This window comes from Pseudomonas sp. NPDC089741 (genome assembly GCF_044748825.1).
In the GTDB taxonomy this organism is placed as follows: Bacteria; Pseudomonadota; Gammaproteobacteria; order Pseudomonadales; family Pseudomonadaceae; genus Aquipseudomonas; species Aquipseudomonas helmanticensis.
The window spans coordinates 84972-101995 of sequence record NZ_JBIVGT010000009.1 but is presented as its reverse complement, the minus strand read 5'-3'; the positions used below and the strand labels follow the sequence as shown (position 1 = coordinate 101995).

At 60.4% G+C, this 17024-nt stretch carries 14 protein-coding genes and 1 tRNA gene; 11 read left to right on the top strand and 4 right to left on the bottom strand.

Translation table 11 applies throughout. From position 1 onward, the window contains the following. Window position 1 precedes the first annotated feature (1 nt). Genes pgaB through pgaD form a run of 3 tightly spaced genes read left to right on the top strand, consistent with a single transcriptional unit; the run spans window position 2 to window position 3886 of the window. On the top strand, window positions 2-1999 hold the full coding sequence (gene pgaB / locus ACIPZE_RS12290; RefSeq protein WP_400773049.1) for a poly-beta-1,6-N-acetyl-D-glucosamine N-deacetylase PgaB: 1998 nt from the start codon (window positions 2-4) through the stop codon (window positions 1997-1999). A gap of 1 nt (window position 2000) precedes the next feature. Then, window positions 2001-3356: a poly-beta-1,6-N-acetyl-D-glucosamine synthase gene (pgaC, locus tag ACIPZE_RS12285; protein ID WP_129387385.1), complete on the top strand. Its 1356-nt coding sequence runs from the start codon at window positions 2001-2003 to the stop codon at window positions 3354-3356. Next, a complete protein-coding gene (pgaD, locus tag ACIPZE_RS12280) occupies window positions 3353-3886 on the top strand; it encodes a poly-beta-1,6-N-acetyl-D-glucosamine biosynthesis protein PgaD (protein WP_129387388.1) in 534 nt (177 codons plus the stop codon). Before pgaC ends, pgaD begins: the two co-directional genes overlap by 4 nt. A gap of 143 nt (window positions 3887-4029) precedes the next feature. On the opposite strand, the gene ACIPZE_RS12275 is transcribed toward pgaD, so the two are convergent. Further along, window positions 4030-5553, bottom strand: a complete 1524-nt coding sequence (locus tag ACIPZE_RS12275) for an FAD-dependent oxidoreductase (RefSeq protein ID WP_283438115.1) — start codon at window positions 5551-5553, stop codon at window positions 4030-4032. A 139-nt stretch (window positions 5554-5692) separates the two neighbouring features. On the opposite strand from ACIPZE_RS12275, the gene ACIPZE_RS12270 reads away from it, so the two are divergent. The 5 genes from ACIPZE_RS12270 to ACIPZE_RS12250 all read left to right on the top strand — a co-directional run bounded on the left by ACIPZE_RS12270 (window position 5693) and on the right by ACIPZE_RS12250 (window position 9505). After that, complete coding sequence (locus tag ACIPZE_RS12270; RefSeq protein ID WP_400773046.1) at window positions 5693-6253, top strand: YbhB/YbcL family Raf kinase inhibitor-like protein; 561 nt, start codon at window positions 5693-5695, stop codon at window positions 6251-6253. Between the two features lie 86 nt (window positions 6254-6339). Continuing rightward, on the top strand, window positions 6340-8019 hold the full coding sequence (locus tag ACIPZE_RS12265; RefSeq protein WP_400773044.1) for a von Willebrand factor type A domain-containing protein: 1680 nt from the start codon (window positions 6340-6342) through the stop codon (window positions 8017-8019). 30 nt (window positions 8020-8049) lie between these two features. After that, complete coding sequence (locus ACIPZE_RS12260; protein WP_283438667.1) at window positions 8050-8631, top strand: RNA polymerase sigma factor; 582 nt, start codon at window positions 8050-8052, stop codon at window positions 8629-8631. Further along, window positions 8628-9218 (top strand): hypothetical protein, encoded by a 591-nt coding sequence (locus ACIPZE_RS12255; protein ID WP_400773042.1) that lies wholly within the window; start codon window positions 8628-8630, stop codon window positions 9216-9218. Before ACIPZE_RS12260 ends, ACIPZE_RS12255 begins: the two co-directional genes overlap by 4 nt. A gap of 20 nt (window positions 9219-9238) precedes the next feature. After that, window positions 9239-9505: a hypothetical protein gene (locus ACIPZE_RS12250; protein WP_174823956.1), complete on the top strand. Its 267-nt coding sequence runs from the start codon at window positions 9239-9241 to the stop codon at window positions 9503-9505. Window positions 9506-9582: 77 nt separating this feature from the next. On the opposite strand, the gene ACIPZE_RS12245 is transcribed toward ACIPZE_RS12250, so the two are convergent. Then, a tRNA-Arg gene (locus ACIPZE_RS12245) sits at window positions 9583-9659 on the bottom strand. A 441-nt stretch (window positions 9660-10100) separates the two neighbouring features. Here ACIPZE_RS12245 and gabD point away from each other — a divergent pair. From gabD to ACIPZE_RS12230, 3 genes are all read left to right on the top strand, one after another. Then, on the top strand, window positions 10101-11543 hold the full coding sequence (gene gabD / locus ACIPZE_RS12240) for an NADP-dependent succinate-semialdehyde dehydrogenase (protein ID WP_053116466.1): 1443 nt from the start codon (window positions 10101-10103) through the stop codon (window positions 11541-11543). 185 nt (window positions 11544-11728) lie between these two features. After that, complete coding sequence (gene gabT, locus ACIPZE_RS12235) at window positions 11729-13006, top strand: 4-aminobutyrate--2-oxoglutarate transaminase (protein WP_008080000.1); 1278 nt, start codon at window positions 11729-11731, stop codon at window positions 13004-13006. A gap of 137 nt (window positions 13007-13143) precedes the next feature. After that, complete coding sequence (locus tag ACIPZE_RS12230; RefSeq protein ID WP_283438111.1) at window positions 13144-14355, top strand: response regulator; 1212 nt, start codon at window positions 13144-13146, stop codon at window positions 14353-14355. 111 nt (window positions 14356-14466) lie between these two features. On the opposite strand, the gene ACIPZE_RS12225 is transcribed toward ACIPZE_RS12230, so the two are convergent. Further along, window positions 14467-15456, bottom strand: coding sequence for a GGDEF domain-containing protein (locus ACIPZE_RS12225; protein ID WP_400773041.1), 990 nt, complete (start codon window positions 15454-15456; stop codon window positions 14467-14469). Window positions 15457-15713: 257 nt separating this feature from the next. Continuing rightward, window positions 15714-16895, bottom strand: a complete 1182-nt coding sequence (gene desA / locus ACIPZE_RS12220) for a delta-9 fatty acid desaturase DesA (protein WP_129387416.1) — start codon at window positions 16893-16895, stop codon at window positions 15714-15716. Window positions 16896-17024: the final 129 nt, after the last annotated feature.

The following is a 17024-nucleotide window of genomic DNA, read 5'->3' as shown; positions in this document are numbered from 1 at the left end:
GATGCCTTTGATTTCGCGTTTCATCCTTCTGCTGGGAGTGCTGTTGATCAGCGCTTGCGCCCAGCAAGCTCCGGCCTTCGCGCCGCCGTCCGAGCGACCACTGGCGGCCAGTGAAAAACCGTGGCCGAAAAATCACGTGCTCGGCATTGCCTATCACGACGTCGAAGACCGCGACCCCGATCAGGCCGTGGTGGCGGTGCGCACCGAACGCATGATCGAGCAACTCGCCTGGCTGCGCGAGAACGGCTACAAGCCGGTCACGGTCGACCAGATCATGGCGGCGCGCAAGGGCGGCCCGGAGCTGCCGGCGAAGGCGATTCTGCTTAGCTTCGACGACGGCTATTCGAGCTTCTACACCCGCGTGCTGCCGGTGCTGCGTGCGTATAACTGGCACGCATTGCTGGCGCCGGTTGGCAGCTGGATCGACACGCCGCTCAATCAACCGGTGGATTTCGCCGGTGCGCCGCGTGCGCGTTCCGACTTCCTGAACTGGGATCAGGTGCGCGAAATCTCGCAATCGGGCCTGGTGGAAATTGCCGCGCACACCGACGCCAACCACAAAGGGATTCTGGCCAACCCGCAGGGCAACATGCAGCCGGCAGCGGCGACCCGGCGCTACGATCCAGTGACCAAACGCTATGAATCCGAGGCCGACTTCCAGGCGCGGATTCGTACCGACGTGAACAACATCTCGGAAAAAATCCGCAAGGTCACCGGCAAGAAACCACGCGTGTGGGTCTGGCCGTACGGCACGGCAGACGGCACTTCGTTGACCGTGGTGGGCGAGGAGGGCTACGAAATGGCCCTGACGCTCGACGACGGCCTCGACGCCCTCGACAACCTGATGAGCAGCCCACGCTTCCTCGTCGCTTCCGACCCTGACGGCGAACATTTTGCCAACAGCATCGTCGGCGCGCAGTCGGATTTCGTCATGCGCGTGGTCCACGTCGATCTGGACAACGTCTACGACCCGGATCCGGCGCAACAGGACATCAACCTCGGCAAGCTGGTGCAGCGCATGGCTGACATGGGCGCCAACACGGTGTTCCTGCAAGCCTTCGCTGACCCGAAGGGCGACGGTCTGGTGCATTCGCTGTACTTCCCCAATCGCCACTTGCCGGTGCGCGCCGACATCTTCGACCGCGTTGCCTGGCAGCTGCGCACTCGTGCCCACGTCAAAGTGTTTGCGTGGATGCCGGTGCTGAGTTTCGGCCTCGATTCGAAACTGCCACGGGTGACGCGCTGGGATCCGAAAACCGGCACCACGTCGGTCGATCCGGACCAGTACAAACGTCTGTCGCCGTTCGATCCGGAGGTGCGGCGAATCATCGGTGAAATCTACGAAGACGTCGCGCGCCTGACTTCGGTCGACGGCATTCTCTACCACGACGACGCCGTGCTGTCGGATTTCGAGGACGCCAGTCCGGAAGCCTTGAAAGCCTACGCCGCCCACGGTCTGCCCGGCTCGATTGCCGCCCTGCGCGATGATCCGGCAGCGATGCAGCGCTGGACGCGTTTCAAAAGCAAATACCTCATCGATTTCACCAACGAGTTGACCGCCAAAGTCCGCGCGATTCGTGGCCCGCAGGTGCTGACCGCGCGCAACATTTTCGCCGAGCCAATGCTCAATCCCGAGAGCGAAGCGTGGTTCGCGCAGAACCTCGACGACTTCCTCGTAACTTACGACTGGACGGCGCCGATGGCCATGCCGTTGATGGAGAAGCAGACCCAGGCTGAGTCTGGCCCGTGGCTCGAAGCCTTGGTGGCCACGGTCAAGAAACGCCCTGGAGCGCTGGATCGCACGGTGTTCGAGTTGCAGGCGCGCGACTGGACGAAAAAGGATCAGGCCGACATCGACGGTGCGCATCTGGCGGACTGGATGGGCCGTCTCAAGCGTCAGGGCGCGACCAGTTTCGGTTACTACCCGGACAACTTCCTCGACAACCTGCCGGACCTGAAAACCGTAAGGCCTGCGCTCTCCAATAAATGGAATCCATAACATGCTGGATAGACTGTTAGCCCTGCTTGTTCTGGCGCTCGTCCTCGGCGTGCCGCTGGGCCTGATCTTTCTGGTCACCGGGCAGTTCCTGATGGACTTCGTGTTCTTCTACCCGTTGTTCATGTCCGGGCTGTGGATTGCCGGTGGCCTGTATTTCTGGCTGCACTGGGAGCGGCACTGGCCGTGGAAGGACGACACCTTGCCGCCACCGCTGGAAGGCGAACCGCTGATCTCGATCCTGATCCCTTGCTACAACGAAGGTGACAACGCCGCCGATACCATCCATGCGGCACTGGCCCAGCATTATCCGAACATCGAAGTCATCGCGATCAACGACGGCTCCAAGGACAACACCGCGCAAGTGCTGGATGCCTTGGCCAAGGAAGATCCGCGACTGCGCGTGCTGCATCTGGCGGAAAACCAAGGCAAAGCGGTCGCCCTGCGCATGGGCGCCATCGCCGCGCGCAGTGAATACCTGGTGTGCATCGACGGCGACGCGTTGCTGGCGCCGAACACGGCGGCCTATCTGGTCGCGCCGATGCTGGATAACGCACGTCTTGGCGCGGTGACCGGCAACCCACGGATTCGCACGCGTTCGACTTTGGTCGGACGGGTTCAGGTCGGTGAGTTTTCGTCGATCATCGGGTTGATCAAACGGACTCAGCGCGTGTTTGGACGGATCTTCACCGTCTCCGGTGTCATCGTCGCGTTCCGCCGTTCGGCGCTGAACCGGGTCGGTTACTGGAGCCCGGACATGATCACCGAAGACATCGACATCAGCTGGAAGCTGCAACTCGATCACTGGAGCATCTTTTACGAGCCGCGCGCGCTGTGCTGGATCCTCATGCCGGAAACCCTCGGCGGCCTGTGGAAGCAGCGTTTGCGCTGGGCCCAGGGTGGCGCCGAAGTGCTGTTCAAGAACATCCGTGGCATCTGGCAGTACCGCCATCGTTACCTGTGGCCGCTGCTGTTCGAATACTGCCTGTCGACCGGTTGGGCGTTTACCTTCCTGTTGTCGGTGATTTTCTGGGGCGTCGGCAAATTCGTGGTGCTGCCCGAGGCCATCGCCGTGCATCACCTGATGCCGCCGGCGTTCACCGGGCTGTTACTGGCGTTTGTCTGCCTCGTGCAATTCGCCGTCAGCATCATCATCGACCGTCGCTACGAGCCGGGGTTGGGCAAGACCATGTTCTGGGTGGTCTGGTACCCGATTGCATTCTGGTTTGTCAGTTTGCTGACCACGCTGGTCAGCTTCCCGAAAGTGTTGTTCGGCCAACATCAGAAACGTGCGCGCTGGGTCAGTCCTGATCGGGGCATCAAGCCGATCGGCGACGACGAAGAGGAGGTCATCAAATGAAAATCATCCGGACTCGCCAGCGGCCTTTCCTCGTCGTGGTCGACGTGGTGCTTACGGTGGTGGCGTGGGTGGGCCTGTTGTTCTTGCTGATCCGTGGTCTGTGGCCATTGATCGAACCCCATGCGGGCGGGGCGCGCATCGATAATTCGGCGTTCGATGCACTCGGTACTTTGCAGATATATCTGTGGGTGGCGCTGGTCAACGCGGTGATTCTGATCGGTTGGGCGCGTTATCAGCAGCGTAAGAGCCGCAGCTTCGCCCAGCGCCGGTTGCCGTCGCCGGTGATCGATGATGAGGGTCTGAGCAAGAGCTTCAAACTGTGTGACGACCGTTTGCAGAAACTGCGCACGCCCGGGGTGATGACCATTCACAATGATCAGGAAGGCGATATCAGTCATGTGGTGACGCATTTCTGGCCGGTGCAGCAGGAAGAATTGCCGCCGCCATTGGCACCGCTGGAGCATCCACGGGTGATCTTCCTGCATGCCGAAGACGACGATAACCGCGAACCGGTGAACCGTCTCTCCTGATGGCGAAACCCCTGATTGATCGTTCCCACGCTCTGCGTGGGAATGCCTCTTGGGACGCTCCGCGTCCAGTGACGCGGAGCGTCACGGGCTGCATTCCCACGCAGGAGCGTGGGAACGATCAACAGCTCCTACAGGGGTTTTTATCAGTCGCGGATCAGGGTCCAGGCTTCTTCCATGGGCAGGGGTTGCTTCATGCGTTCGGCCAGCAGGGCCATGGCGCGTTCCTTTTCGCAGGCGACTGCAGCGACTAGAACACCCTTTCGGCCGAACAGACCAATAAACGGTGGGTGCTCCGGCTCGCCCAGAAACTCGACTTCATCCCAATGCTCAGCGTGGCCGAGGTAGTCGTAATTCTTGCCGAAGTGCCAGGTCCAGAAGTACGGCACATCAAGATAGTGTTCGTCGCCACCGAGCATGTTGGCAGCAGCGATTCGTGCGTGTTGCTGGGCCAGGCGCCAGTGTTCGATGCGCTGCGGCTGGCCGTTCAGCGGGAAGGTGGCGATGTCGCCAATGGCCCAAAGCCCCGCGGTGATGCGCATGCCGGCGTCGACGCGCAGCGACTGATCTTTTTCCTTGGGCAATGACGCAAAAGGCTCGGTGGCGGGGTGGACGCCAATGCCTGCCAGCACCAGATCCGCAGAAAGGCGCAAACCATTGTCCAGCAGCACCGCCTCGACCTTGCCGTCGCCGATGATTTCCGTGGCTTGGTGCTCGTTGATGAACTTCACGCCATTTTCTTCATGCAGTGTGCGAATCGCTTTGCCCACGGTTTCGCCGAATTGCGCGGCGAAGGGAATCGCATGGCGCGCCAGCACCGTAACGTCCAGACCGTGCTGGCGCAGGGCCGAGGCACACTCAAGGGCGATGAAGCTGTCGCCGATGATCACCGCGCGCTGATCCGGCTGGGCCGTGTTCATGATCTGTTCAGCCTGGGCTTTTGAACGCAAGACGAACACCTGCGGCAGGTCTGCGCCGGGCAACTCCAATCGATTGGGTGCGCCGCCAGTCGCCAGCACCGCTGCGTCGTAATTGAGGATTTGGCCATCGGCGAGGTGCAGGGTCTTGACCTGAGCGTCGAGTGAAGTGATTTCGCTGTGCAGCCGTTCAATGCGCTGCTCTTTATAGAAAGCTTCATCGCGCAGGGGTGGAATTTCCTCGGCTGGCATTTCTCCGGCGAGGACGAATTTGCTCAGCACCGTTCGGTCGTAACCGGCGTCGGTTTCACGGTCGATCATCAGGATTCGGCCACCAAAGCCCTTTTCCCGTAGCGCCGCCGCGCACGCCGTGCCTGCCGCCCCTGCGCCGACAATCACGAACGTACGGGAATCGTCTGCCGGCGGAGTGTGCGGATCCGCTAACGGTTGGTCATCCACCCACACCTCGTCGCCGCGTGTTTCCAGCGGATAACGTTTAAGGCTGTCGAGGGCTGGCGGCTCGCACAACGCGCCGTCTTCAGCGCGGAATGCGGCTTTATGCCACGGGCAGATCAGGCGTCCGTGACACAACGCGCCGTCAGCCAACGGCGCGCCGGCATGTGGGCATTCGCCCTGAAAGGCACGCAGTTGATCTCCGGCGCGCAGCAGGACGATCTTGCAGTCGCCGATTTCCACGGGCAGGCCACGGTCTTGTGGGACATCGGCGATACGGGCGACACGGTGCAGGGCCATATCCGGCTTCCTCGCAGGCATTTCTCTTGTGAGTTTGCGCGGTAGTGCGAGGTTCAGCCATTTGCCACTGCCACGGCACGAACGGTACAGCTATAGTTTGCAGGCCGACGAAGGCCCAACTGCACAAGGTGCTCCCGGAATGACCCGATTGACCTCTCTCAACCCATGGCTGGCGGCCGTTGCCGTCGCCCTTTGCGTGCAGTTTCCGGCGCAGGCCCAGGAGCGTTTCACCCTGAGCATCCCGGGTGTTTCCGATAACCGCCTGTTCACCGCAGCAGCGGCCAGCGATGCGGCCGGCTGTGGCGGCAAGAACCAGTCGCCGGCGCTGAGCTGGAACGCTGGCCCCACCGCGACCCAGAGCTACGCGATCGTCATGCACGATCCGGACGGCCAGAAAGGCCTGGGCGTCGATCACTGGATTCACTACGGCATCAAAGCCACGACCCGCCAGATTCCGGCCGGTGTCGGTGCCAAGTCCGCTTTCGAGGGTGTCGGCGGCACCAACAGCAAGGGCAACACGCATTACATGGGGCCGTGCCCGCCAGTGGGCGACAGTGCACACCACTACATCATCCAGATCTACGCCCTCGACCTTGCTCCGGACGCCTTGCCGGCCGGCTTGACCCGCGCTGAACTGATGGAAAAAATCAAAGGCCATGTGCTGCGCAACAGCAGTGCGGTGCGGCGTTATCACCGCTGAAAATTTTTTAGCGGCGTTTAACCCGAACTGAAAGGGCTGCCCGTCTCACTGGATGAATGATCAATTTCATCCCGAGGTCAGCTCCCATGTCTCATCTTCTTTTGCGTCCCGTCGTGGTCGGTATGTTGTTGGCCGTCGGTGGTTGCGGCGTCTCTTCCAATCCTGATTCCGCCGCTGTGCCAGCGCCTGCGCAGCCTCAAGCTGTGGTTCAACAGGAAGCGGTCATGGCGGGCGGAACGATGGCCAAGCGCATGGCGCATCCGGCGCCGCTGGCCAGTTTTGCCGCGATGCCCAGCGCGGACAGTTATCCACAGGGCTATCGTGACGAGCAGCGCGAGCAATATCAGACGCTGCCTGACAACCCGATCCACAGCGTCGCCGAAACGCCGGTTTCAACCTTCAGCGCTGACGTCGATACGGGCGCGTACGCCAATGTTCGCCGTCTGCTCAATCAAGGACGTCTGCCACCGGAAGGCGCGGTGCGACTGGAGGAAATGGTCAATTACTTCCCCTACGACTACGCGTTACCCAGCGATGGCTCGCCGTTTGGCGTGACCACCGAGCTGGCTGCCTCTCCATGGAACCCGCACACGCGGTTGCTGCGTATCGGCATCAAGGCCTCCGACCGCGCCGTGGCGGAACTGGCACCGGCCAATCTGGTGTTTCTGGTCGACGTATCGGGTTCCATGGATCGTCGCGAGGGCCTGCCGCTGGTCAAAAGCACCTTGAAACTGCTGGTCGATCAATTGCGCGATCAGGATCGCGTGTCGTTGGTCGTCTACGCCGGCGAATCCAGAGTGGTGCTTGAACCTACTTCCGGACGGGAAAAAGCGAAAATTCGTACGGCTATCGAGCAATTGACTGCAGGTGGTTCGACCGCTGGCGCTTCAGGCATCGAAATGGCCTACCAGATGGCGCAACAAGCCTTCATCCCCAACGGCATCAACCGCGTTCTTCTGGCCACCGATGGCGACTTCAATGTCGGCGTCAGCGACTTCGACAACCTCAAGCAAATGGCTGTGGATAAACGCAAAAGCGGGATATCCCTGACCACCTTGGGTTTTGGTGTGGATAACTACAATGAACACTTGATGGAGCAACTGGCCGACGCTGGCGATGGCAACTACGCCTATATCGATAACCTGCGCGAGGCACGCAAGGTGCTGGTCGATCAACTCGGCTCGACCCTCGCCGTGGTAGCGAAGAACGTCAAGTTGCAGGTGGAGTTCAACCCGGCGCAGGTCAGCGAATATCGTCTGCTCGGCTACGAAAACCGTGCATTGAAGCGTGAGGATTTCAGCAATGACAAAGTCGATGCCGGTGAAATCGGCGCAGGACACACAGTGACCGCGCTGTATGAAATTGTCCCGGCGGGTGAGAAGGGCTGGCTGGAGCCGCTGCGTTACGGCCAATCGCCGCCGGTTGCTTCCGCGAAAAACGGAGAAATGGCGATGCTGCGTGTACGTTATCAACAGCCCGAAGGTGGGAAAAGTCAGCTGATCGAACGGCCGATTACCAATCAGGTCGCCCCCGCCAGTGAAGACCTGCGCTTTGCCGCTGCGGTCGCCGCGTTTTCCCAGCAACTCAAGGATGGCCGCTACACTGGCGACTTCAGCCTGAAAGACACTGAGGCGCTGGCCCGTGGCGCGCGTGGTGACGATCGCTTCGGCCTGCGCAACGAGTTCGTGCAACTGGTGGAACTGGCGCAGAGCCTGCGCACCTCGACCGCAGCGAATGCGCCGGCCACTCCACGACGGATTGAATAAGTGAGTCGTCTGAAGGGGTTCATCAGCCAGCTGTTTGCTTCGGCAGACAGCTCAACCGCCAGCAGCGATGAAGCGCTGCTGGCGCGTTATCGCGAGGGCGACGGCGCGGCGTTCGAGATCTTGTACGCGCGCCACCGCCAGGGCCTGTATCGGTTTCTGCTCGGTTTGAGTGGCAAACCGGAGTTGGCCGACGAAGTGTTTCAGGACACTTGGCTGAGCCTGATCCGCAGCACCAGTCAGCCACAGGGCCGGGCGACCTTTCGTACATGGTTGTTCCAGATTGCACGCAATCGTCTGATCGATCACTGGCGCAAACACGGCGCTCGGCAACCGCTGCACGACAGCTTTGACGAACAGGCGCACGCCGTCAGCGATGACACGAACGATCCCGAACAACTGCTCAGCCTTAGCCGCGACAGCCAGCGCCTGGAAAGCGCCCTGCAAACCCTGCCCGCCGACCAGCGCGAAGTGTTCCTGCTGCGTGCCCACGGCGACCTCGACCTGGCGCAAATCGCCAGCCTCACCGAAACACCGCTGGAAACCGTGAAAAGCCGCTTGCGCTACGCCCAGCAAAAACTGCGTCGGCTGCTGGCCGAGGAGGTACTGACATGACTGACGCCCGCCAGACACCCGATGACTCGGTGATAAAACATGTGCGCGAACAGCACAACGCTGAACCGCCAGCGCACCTCGATGCATTCATTCTCAACGTTGCCAGGCGTGAAGCGCCGATGCCCAAGCCAAGCCTGTGGCAACGCTGGCTCGACGCCTGCCGCAAACCGCGCTGGCAAGTTGCGTTCGCCAGTCTCGTCGGCGTCGCCCTGATGTTGTCGCTGGTGCAGCGCGCGCCTGAGCCGCAACCACAATTCGACTTCGCTCCGGCAGCCAAACCGGCAGCGCCACTGGCCCGCAAACAGGCGCCCGAGGCATTGAGCGCCCCCGCTGGCGGCATGCCCGCTCCCGCGCCAATGGCGGAAATGGCTGCGCCAATGCAAAGTCAGGCGATCAGCGCCGATGAAGCCAAACTCGGCAAACGCGCTGCCGCCCCGGTCAATGGTCTCGATGCACAACTGCGTGAAGTCCTGCGCCTGCGCGAATCCGGCCAGTCACTAGCGGCCGACAGTCTGTTCAACAACCTGCACAAACGCTATCCGAACGCCGATCTCGACGCCCGACTCGAACAGTTGCAGAAAAAATGACCGGCTTCTCCTCCCGCCATTTGGCATTGCCCCGCAAAAGCGCGCAATATCGGGGCATTGCCAATCCACTGGAGGATAACGTGGCATCGAAAATTGACCGCATCGCCCAACTCCTCAATTGCCCCGAGAAGGGCGAAGAGATACGGCGCGCGATTACTGAAGCACGCAAGGAGTTTCTGCTGAATCAGCCGGAAGAAGATGTCGTTGATGAAGACGAGGTTTTTGAGGAGATTGAGGAAGAAGAGGACGACGATGATTACGATGAGTTTGACTGGACGACGGAGTAGCGTCGTTGCGCAGTCTGTTCATCGCCCACAAAAAAGCCCCGGACCATCACAGTCCGGGGCTTTCTCGTTTAAATCAATGGTGCACCAGGCGGGATTCGAACCCACGACCCCTGCCTTCGGAGGGCAGTACTCTATCCAGCTGAGCTACTGGTGCAGCGGGCGACATCATACCTAGGTCGGCTCGGGGCGTCCATGCTGGGTTTTGGCGCGGATTGTCAGTGCGCGTGTCGGTTGAAATCGCTGCATTCCTGAAAGCTGTAACGTCCTGCAAAACCCTCGCTTGGCGCTTTCGCGGGACTGATCTATGGTTCTGTTGCCGCGAGGGCTTTTTGCTCGTTGATCTGAAAATTTCCACAAACGCGGCGTTTTTGTTCTTTTTTTCGAACGACCTATTGTCCTTTACCCCCTTTGATCCTACGATCCGTTTGAGATTTCAAACGCTCTTTGCTGGGTGTTGAAGCGCTGGTGGTTCGAATCGTCCACTGTTTATGCGCCACACCCGGTCACTGATTTCCCTGACGGCAGCCTTGCGAGGCGCCTTTCTACAATCATAATTTGCTCCGCGCAGGCCGCGGTGCTGTTAAGGAAAGCCGACATGCAGCTTAAAGATACCCAGTTGTTCCGCCAGCAAGCCTTCATTGATGGCGCTTGGGTCGATGCGGACAACGGTCAGACGATCAAGGTCAACAACCCGGCCACCGGTGAAATCCTCGGTACCGTGCCAAAAATGGGCGCCGCCGAAACCCGCCGTGCCATCGAAGCCGCTGACAAAGCGCTGCCGGCCTGGCGTGCACTGACCGCCAAAGAGCGTGCCGGCAAGTTGCGTCGCTGGTTCGAACTGATGATCGAGAACCAGGACGACCTCGCGCGCCTGATGACTCTCGAACAGGGCAAGCCGCTGGCCGAAGCCAAGGGCGAAATCGTTTACGCCGCTTCGTTCATCGAGTGGTTCGCCGAAGAAGCCAAGCGCATCTACGGTGACGTGATTCCAGGTCACCAGCCCGACAAGCGCCTGATCGTGATCAAGCAGCCAATCGGTGTGACCGCAGCGATCACCCCGTGGAACTTCCCGGCCGCGATGATCACCCGTAAAGCCGGCCCGGCACTGGCCGCCGGTTGCACCATGGTCCTCAAGCCTGCTTCGCAAACGCCATTCTCCGCTTTCGCCCTGGCCGAACTGGCTCAGCGCGCGGGCATTCCTGCGGGCGTGTTCAGCGTGGTGTCCGGCAGCGCCGGCGACATCGGCAGCGAGCTGACCAGCAACCCGATCGTGCGCAAGCTGTCCTTCACCGGTTCGACCGAAATTGGCCGCCAGCTGATGGCTGAATGCGCCAAGGACATCAAGAAAGTCTCGCTGGAACTGGGCGGCAACGCGCCGTTCATCGTGTTCGACGACGCGGACCTGGATAAGGCCGTCGAAGGCGCGATCATTTCCAAGTACCGCAACAACGGCCAGACCTGCGTTTGCGCCAACCGTCTGTACATTCAGGATTCGGTCTACGACGCGTTCGCCGAGAAACTGAAAGTGGCTGTGGCCAAACTGAAAATCGGCAACGGTCTGGAAGACGGCACCACCACTGGCCCGCTGATCGACGAAAAAGCCGTGGCCAAGGTCAAAGAGCACATTGCTGACGCTGTGGCCAAAGGCGCGACCGTGCTGGCCGGTGGCAAGGCGATGGAAGGCAACTTCTTCGAACCGACCATCCTCACCAACGTGCCGAAAAATGCTGCAGTGGCCAAGGAAGAAACCTTCGGTCCGCTGGCGCCGCTGTTCCGCTTCAAAGACGAAGCCGAAGTGATCGCGATGTCCAACGACACCGAATTCGGTCTGGCTTCGTACTTCTATGCTCGCGACCTCGGTCGTGTGTTCCGTGTCGCTGAAGCACTGGAGTACGGCATGGTTGGCGTCAACACCGGGCTGATCTCCAACGAAGTCGCGCCGTTCGGCGGCATCAAGGCCTCGGGCCTGGGCCGTGAAGGCTCCAAGTACGGCATCGAAGATTACCTGGAAATCAAATACCTCTGCCTGGGCATCTAAGCCCGGACAAGGATCGCTGCAAACGCAAAGGGCACGAGAGCGCTGTCCCTTTGCGTCGTTTCAAACCGGAATTTTCTCTGCGGCCGGGAACGCCGTGGCAGTCGATCATCGCATGCTGCCGCCGTCGCTTCCTCCCGCTTAATCCTTGAACCACGCCGCCCGATGAGCGGCGAATGAGGACTGTAATGAGCAAGACTAACGCTGAACTGATGGCCCGTCGTACCGCAGCTGTTCCACGTGGTGTTGGCCAGATTCACCCGATCTTCGCTGAGTCGGCAAAAAACGCTACCGTGACTGACGTTGAAGGTCGTGAGTTCATCGACTTCGCCGGCGGTATCGCTGTACTGAACACCGGCCACGTGCACCCGAAAATCATCGCCGCCGTGACCGAACAGCTGAACAAGCTGACCCACACTTGCTTCCAGGTGCTGGCTTACGAGCCGTACGTAGAAGTGTGCGAAAAGATCAACGCGAAGATCCCGGGTGATTTCGCCAAGAAAACCCTGCTGGTCACCACCGGTTCCGAAGCGGTAGAAAACGCCGTGAAAATCGCCCGTGCCGCCACTGGCCGCGCTGGCGTGATCGCCTTCACCGGCGCCTACCACGGTCGCACCATGATGACCCTGGGCCTGACCGGTAAAGTCGTGCCGTACTCGGCCGGCATGGGCCTGATGCCAGGCGGCATCTTCCGCGCGCTGTACCCGAATGAGCTGCACGGCGTGAGCATCGACGACTCGATCGCTTCCATCGAACGCATCTTCAAGAACGACGCCGAGCCGAAAGACATCGCGGCGATCATCATCGAGCCTGTACAGGGTGAAGGTGGTTTCTACGTCGCGCCGAAGGAATTCATGAAGCGTCTGCGCGCGCTGTGCGACCAGCACGGCATTTTGCTGATCGCTGACGAAGTACAAACAGGCGCTGGCCGTACCGGTACGTTCTTCGCCATGGAACAGATGGGCGTTGCCGCCGACCTGACCACCTTCGCCAAATCCATCGCTGGCGGCTTCCCGCTGGCCGGTGTTTGCGGCAAGGCCGAATACATGGACGCCATTGCTCCGGGCGGCCTCGGTGGCACCTACGCCGGTAGCCCGATCGCTTGCGCCGCTGCTCTGGCAGTGATGGAAGTGTTCGAAGAAGAAAACCTGCTGGATCGTTGCAAGGCAGTCGGCGAGCGTCTGGTCACTGGCCTGAAGGCCATTCAGGCCAAGTACCCGGTGATCGGTGAAGTCCGTGCCCTGGGCGCGATGATCGCGGTCGAGCTGTTCGAAAACGGCGACAGCCACAAGCCGAACGCTGCTGCTGTGGCATCGGTTGTGGCCAAGGCTCGCGACAAAGGTCTGATCCTGCTGTCCTGCGGCACCTACGGCAACGTTCTGCGCGTCCTCGTACCGCTGACCTCGCCGGACGAGCAACTGGACAAAGGCCTGGCGATCATCGAAGAGTGCTTCTCCGAGCTCTGATCACCCAGTGTGACCTGATCGACAAAAAACCCGCTTCGGCGGGTTTTTTTACGCCCCTTGAAACACATCGGGCGCTTTAGCGCTGTATCGAAAGGCCAGCATTGGCTAAGGTTCAGGGATTGCAAGGGAGAGCGCGCATGACTGCCGTTGAATTACCCGCCGTACCGCGAGTGCTGATTGCCGAGGCTGATCCGTGGTCCCGCGACCTGCTCAAACAAGTGCTGCTGAACGTGCGCTGCGATGCGCGGCTGGATCTGTGTGCCGATGGCCAGCAAGCGCTGTCGATGCTCAGCGAAATTCCTTATGACCTGGCCATCGTCGATTGGGAACTGCCCGGCGTCGATGGCTTGAATGTGCTGCGCAGCGTGCGCCAGCGCAAACGCAATCCGCCGCTGCCGTTCATTCTGATGAGCAGTCGCAATGACAGCGCCAGTGTGCGCGAAGCCATTCCGTTGGCGCCGACGGCGTATCTGACCAAACCGCTGAACATGGAAAGTCTGACCGCCCGTTTGCAGGGTTTGCTGCTCAATGCCGGGGAAGAGGTGTTCTGCGAAGTGCCGGCGCTAGCGCCGGGCATGACCTTGTCGGTGTTTCTTGAGCGTCGCCGTGAGCAAGCCGATGGCGCGCCGTTGATGACCGACGTTCAAGTGGCCGTGAAGCGCAGCCTGAATCCCAATGGCCTCGACCTGAAGCTGCTGGAAGATGAGATAAAAACCGATCCGCAAATCACCGCGGTGTTGATCGCGGCGGCCAACAGCGCCGCGCAACACCATGGTGCGCCGGTGCAGACATTGGCTCAGGCGCTGCATCGACTGGGCACCGGGCAGAGCATGAACCTGATTCTCGGCCTGGCGCTCAAGCGCAGTGCCAAACTCAGTGACCCGTGTCTGGCCGATTATGCCGAGCGTTATTGGGGCTTGTCGCTGCACACCGCTGAATACGCGCGCACGCTGGCTCGACTGCTTGATCTCGATCAGGAGCGCTGCTATTGCGCAGGCATGCTGCACCGTCTGGGTGATCTCGCGCTGCTGCGTTGTTTGCAGGAATGGCAGCAGGCTGGCGGTGAGCTGGATGAGCTGGAGGAGGTTGGCGAAGCGCTGGCACAATTTGGTGCAGCCTACGGTTCGGCGCTGCGTACGCGCTGGCGACTGCCGCTGGAGCTGCGTGAGTTGATTGCGTCGGTCTACCAGCTCGGCGGCGGGGTGTATTCGCGCGAGGCGCTGGTGATGAACATGGCCGCGCAGATGGCGCATCTGACCGAGCATGAAGGCATCGAAGAGTTGGCGAAGAGCCGCACGGCGCGGTTGCTCAAGATCGGCTTGCCGGAGCTGATGCGGATGCGCAAATAACATTCGCACAATCCCCCTGTAGGAGCTGCGGCACGCTGCGATCTTTTGATCTTTAGAACAAGATCAAAAGATCGCAGCGTGCCGCAGCTCCTACAGGGTTTGTGTTCGGGGTCAGGCTGTGATGATGCGGTTCTTGCCCTGGCGCTTGGCTTCGTACATCGCGGCATCCGCGCGGGCGAACAGGCTGTCGAGGCTTTCGTCTTCTTCAGTGAGACTGGTCAGGCCCTGGCTGACGCTGATGCCGAACGTCTGGCCGGCATGGCTGAAACTCAACCGTTGAATCTCCTGCTGCAACCGCTCGGCCACCTGCATCGCCATGTCCGGCGCACAGCCCGGAAACACCGCGGCAAACTCTTCCCCGCCAATTCGCCCGAACAGATCGCCACGGCGTAACGAACCGCGGCCGCACTCGGCAATCCGCTGCAGCACGTTGTCGCCTTCCGGGTGGCCGTAGGTGTCGTTGATTATTTTGAAGTCGTCGATGTCCAGCAGCAGAAAGGCCATGGGCGAACCTTGCAGGCGCGCCTCTTCGAACTCGCGGTTGGCGCATTCGAAAAAGTGCCGGCGGTTACTGCTTTGCGTCAGCACGTCGGTGGTCGCCAGGCGATGAAGCTCGGTTTCCATCTGCTTCTTGTCGGTGATGTCTTCGGCGATGCCGACGATGATCACCGGTTGCCCGGGTTCGTCCTGGCGATTGATGAAGCACTTGTCGCTGAGCCAGCGCACCTGGCCATCGGCGGCGATGATGCGGTATTCGCGATCTTCTACTGCGCCTTTGTGCAGCACTTCGGCGAGGCTGCGTTCGGCGTATTCCAGATCGTCGGGGTAGATGCTGTCGCGCCACTGGTTGTAGTCGCCCAGCAACAAGCCGGCAGAACGGCCGAAAATCCGTTCATAAGCCGGGCTGACGTACAGCACTTGCCGGGTTTCCCAGTTGAAGGCCCAGAGTACGGCATTGACGCTGACCAGCAGCGAGCTGAACAGCTGTTCGCGTTCGCTCAAGCGCGCAACTTCGCCTTGGGCGTGCATCAATGCCATGAGGGTTTGTGCGGCCTCGGGCCACTGCGGGAAGGATGAGTCTTTTTGATTGTTGTTGACCATCGGCACAGATCTCAAAGGGCGTGCCGGGAGTTCGACAACAACCACAGTACAACCCGCCGGGGTGGCGAAGTGTCTTTGAGATAGGGGATTTTCAGCGAAGTTCCCAGCGGGTGCGGGGTTCCGCCGGGCGGCTGCCAATGGTCAACCCTGTGAGCTGCCGCAGGCTGCGATCTTTTGATCTTTTCTTTTTGAAACAAAGTCAAAAGATCGCAGCCTGCGGCAGCTCCTACCGATTACGCGATTACGCGATTACGCGATTACGCAGTAGGGCGCAGCGAGTAGGTTTTCAACTGGTCGGCGAATTCACGCAACGACTGAATGCCGCTGGCTTCCGCCTCGTGAATCCATTCCTTGATGGCCGCGAGCATGTCGTGACCATTTGCGCTGGTCTTGACCCAGATCTGCTGCAGGGCCAGGCGTTTTTCGTAAATTACCTTCAATGCCTGACTGTGTTCGAGCATGTTCTGGATGCGCAAGTGATGACGATCTTCCAGCAGGCTGGTTTCCCGCGACAGCAGGCGCTTGGCGCGGTGAAACTGGTGGCGCACCGAATGATCGACCTTGGCCAGCTCTTGCTTGACCAGCGGCCCGATCACCAACTTGCGGTACTGGGCCATGATCTGGAAGCGGTTGTTGAGGATCGCCATGGCGGTGTCCATGTCCAGATTGCCCTTGCCTTCGACCCGGTGGGCGATCGGCGCGACACGCTGAACCTTGGCCAGACGCAGGAAACTGAAGACTTTGATCCACGCCCAACCGAGGTCGAACTCCCACTTCTTCACCGACAGCTTGGCCGAGTTAGGGTAGGTGTGATGGTTGTTATGCAGTTCTTCGCCGCCGATCAGGATGCCCCACGGCACCAGATTGGTCGCCGCGTCGCGGCATTCGAAGTTGCGGTAGCCGACGGCATGGCCAAGACCGTTGATCACGCCGGCGGCCCATACCGGGATCCACATCATCTGGATCGCCCAGATGGTGATGCCGATGGTGCCGAACAGCAGCAGGTCGATCACGCCCATGATTGCCACGCCCAGCAGCGGGTAGCGGCTGTAGACGTTGCGTTCGATCCAGTCTTCCGGGCAGTTCTTGCCGTAGATGCGCAGGGTTTCCGGATTCTGCGCTTCAGCGCGGTACAGCTCGGCGCCAGTGCGCAGCACGGTGGAAAGGCCTTTGATGACCGGGCTGTGCGGGTCATCCTCGGTTTCGCACTTGGCGTGGTGTTTACGGTGGATGGCGGTCCACTCGCGGGTGTTCTGCGCCGTGGTCAGCCACAGCCAGAAACGGAAGAAGTGCTTCAGGCCGGCATTAAGCTCAAGCGAGCGATGGGCCGAATAGCGGTGCAGATAGACCGTGACGCCGACAATTGTCACGTGGGTCATCAACAGGGTGACCGCGACCAGAGACCAGGCCGACAAGCCAAGAAAACCTTCGTACCACATAGGCTATAGGGCCCTCGATAAAGATAAAAACAGCCGTTGCATTATCACTAAGCACACAGATAAAACCAGTCGCCCTTTCAGATAAGAGTCGCTGGATGTTTCTTGACCTATAATTCCAACCTTTTTGTA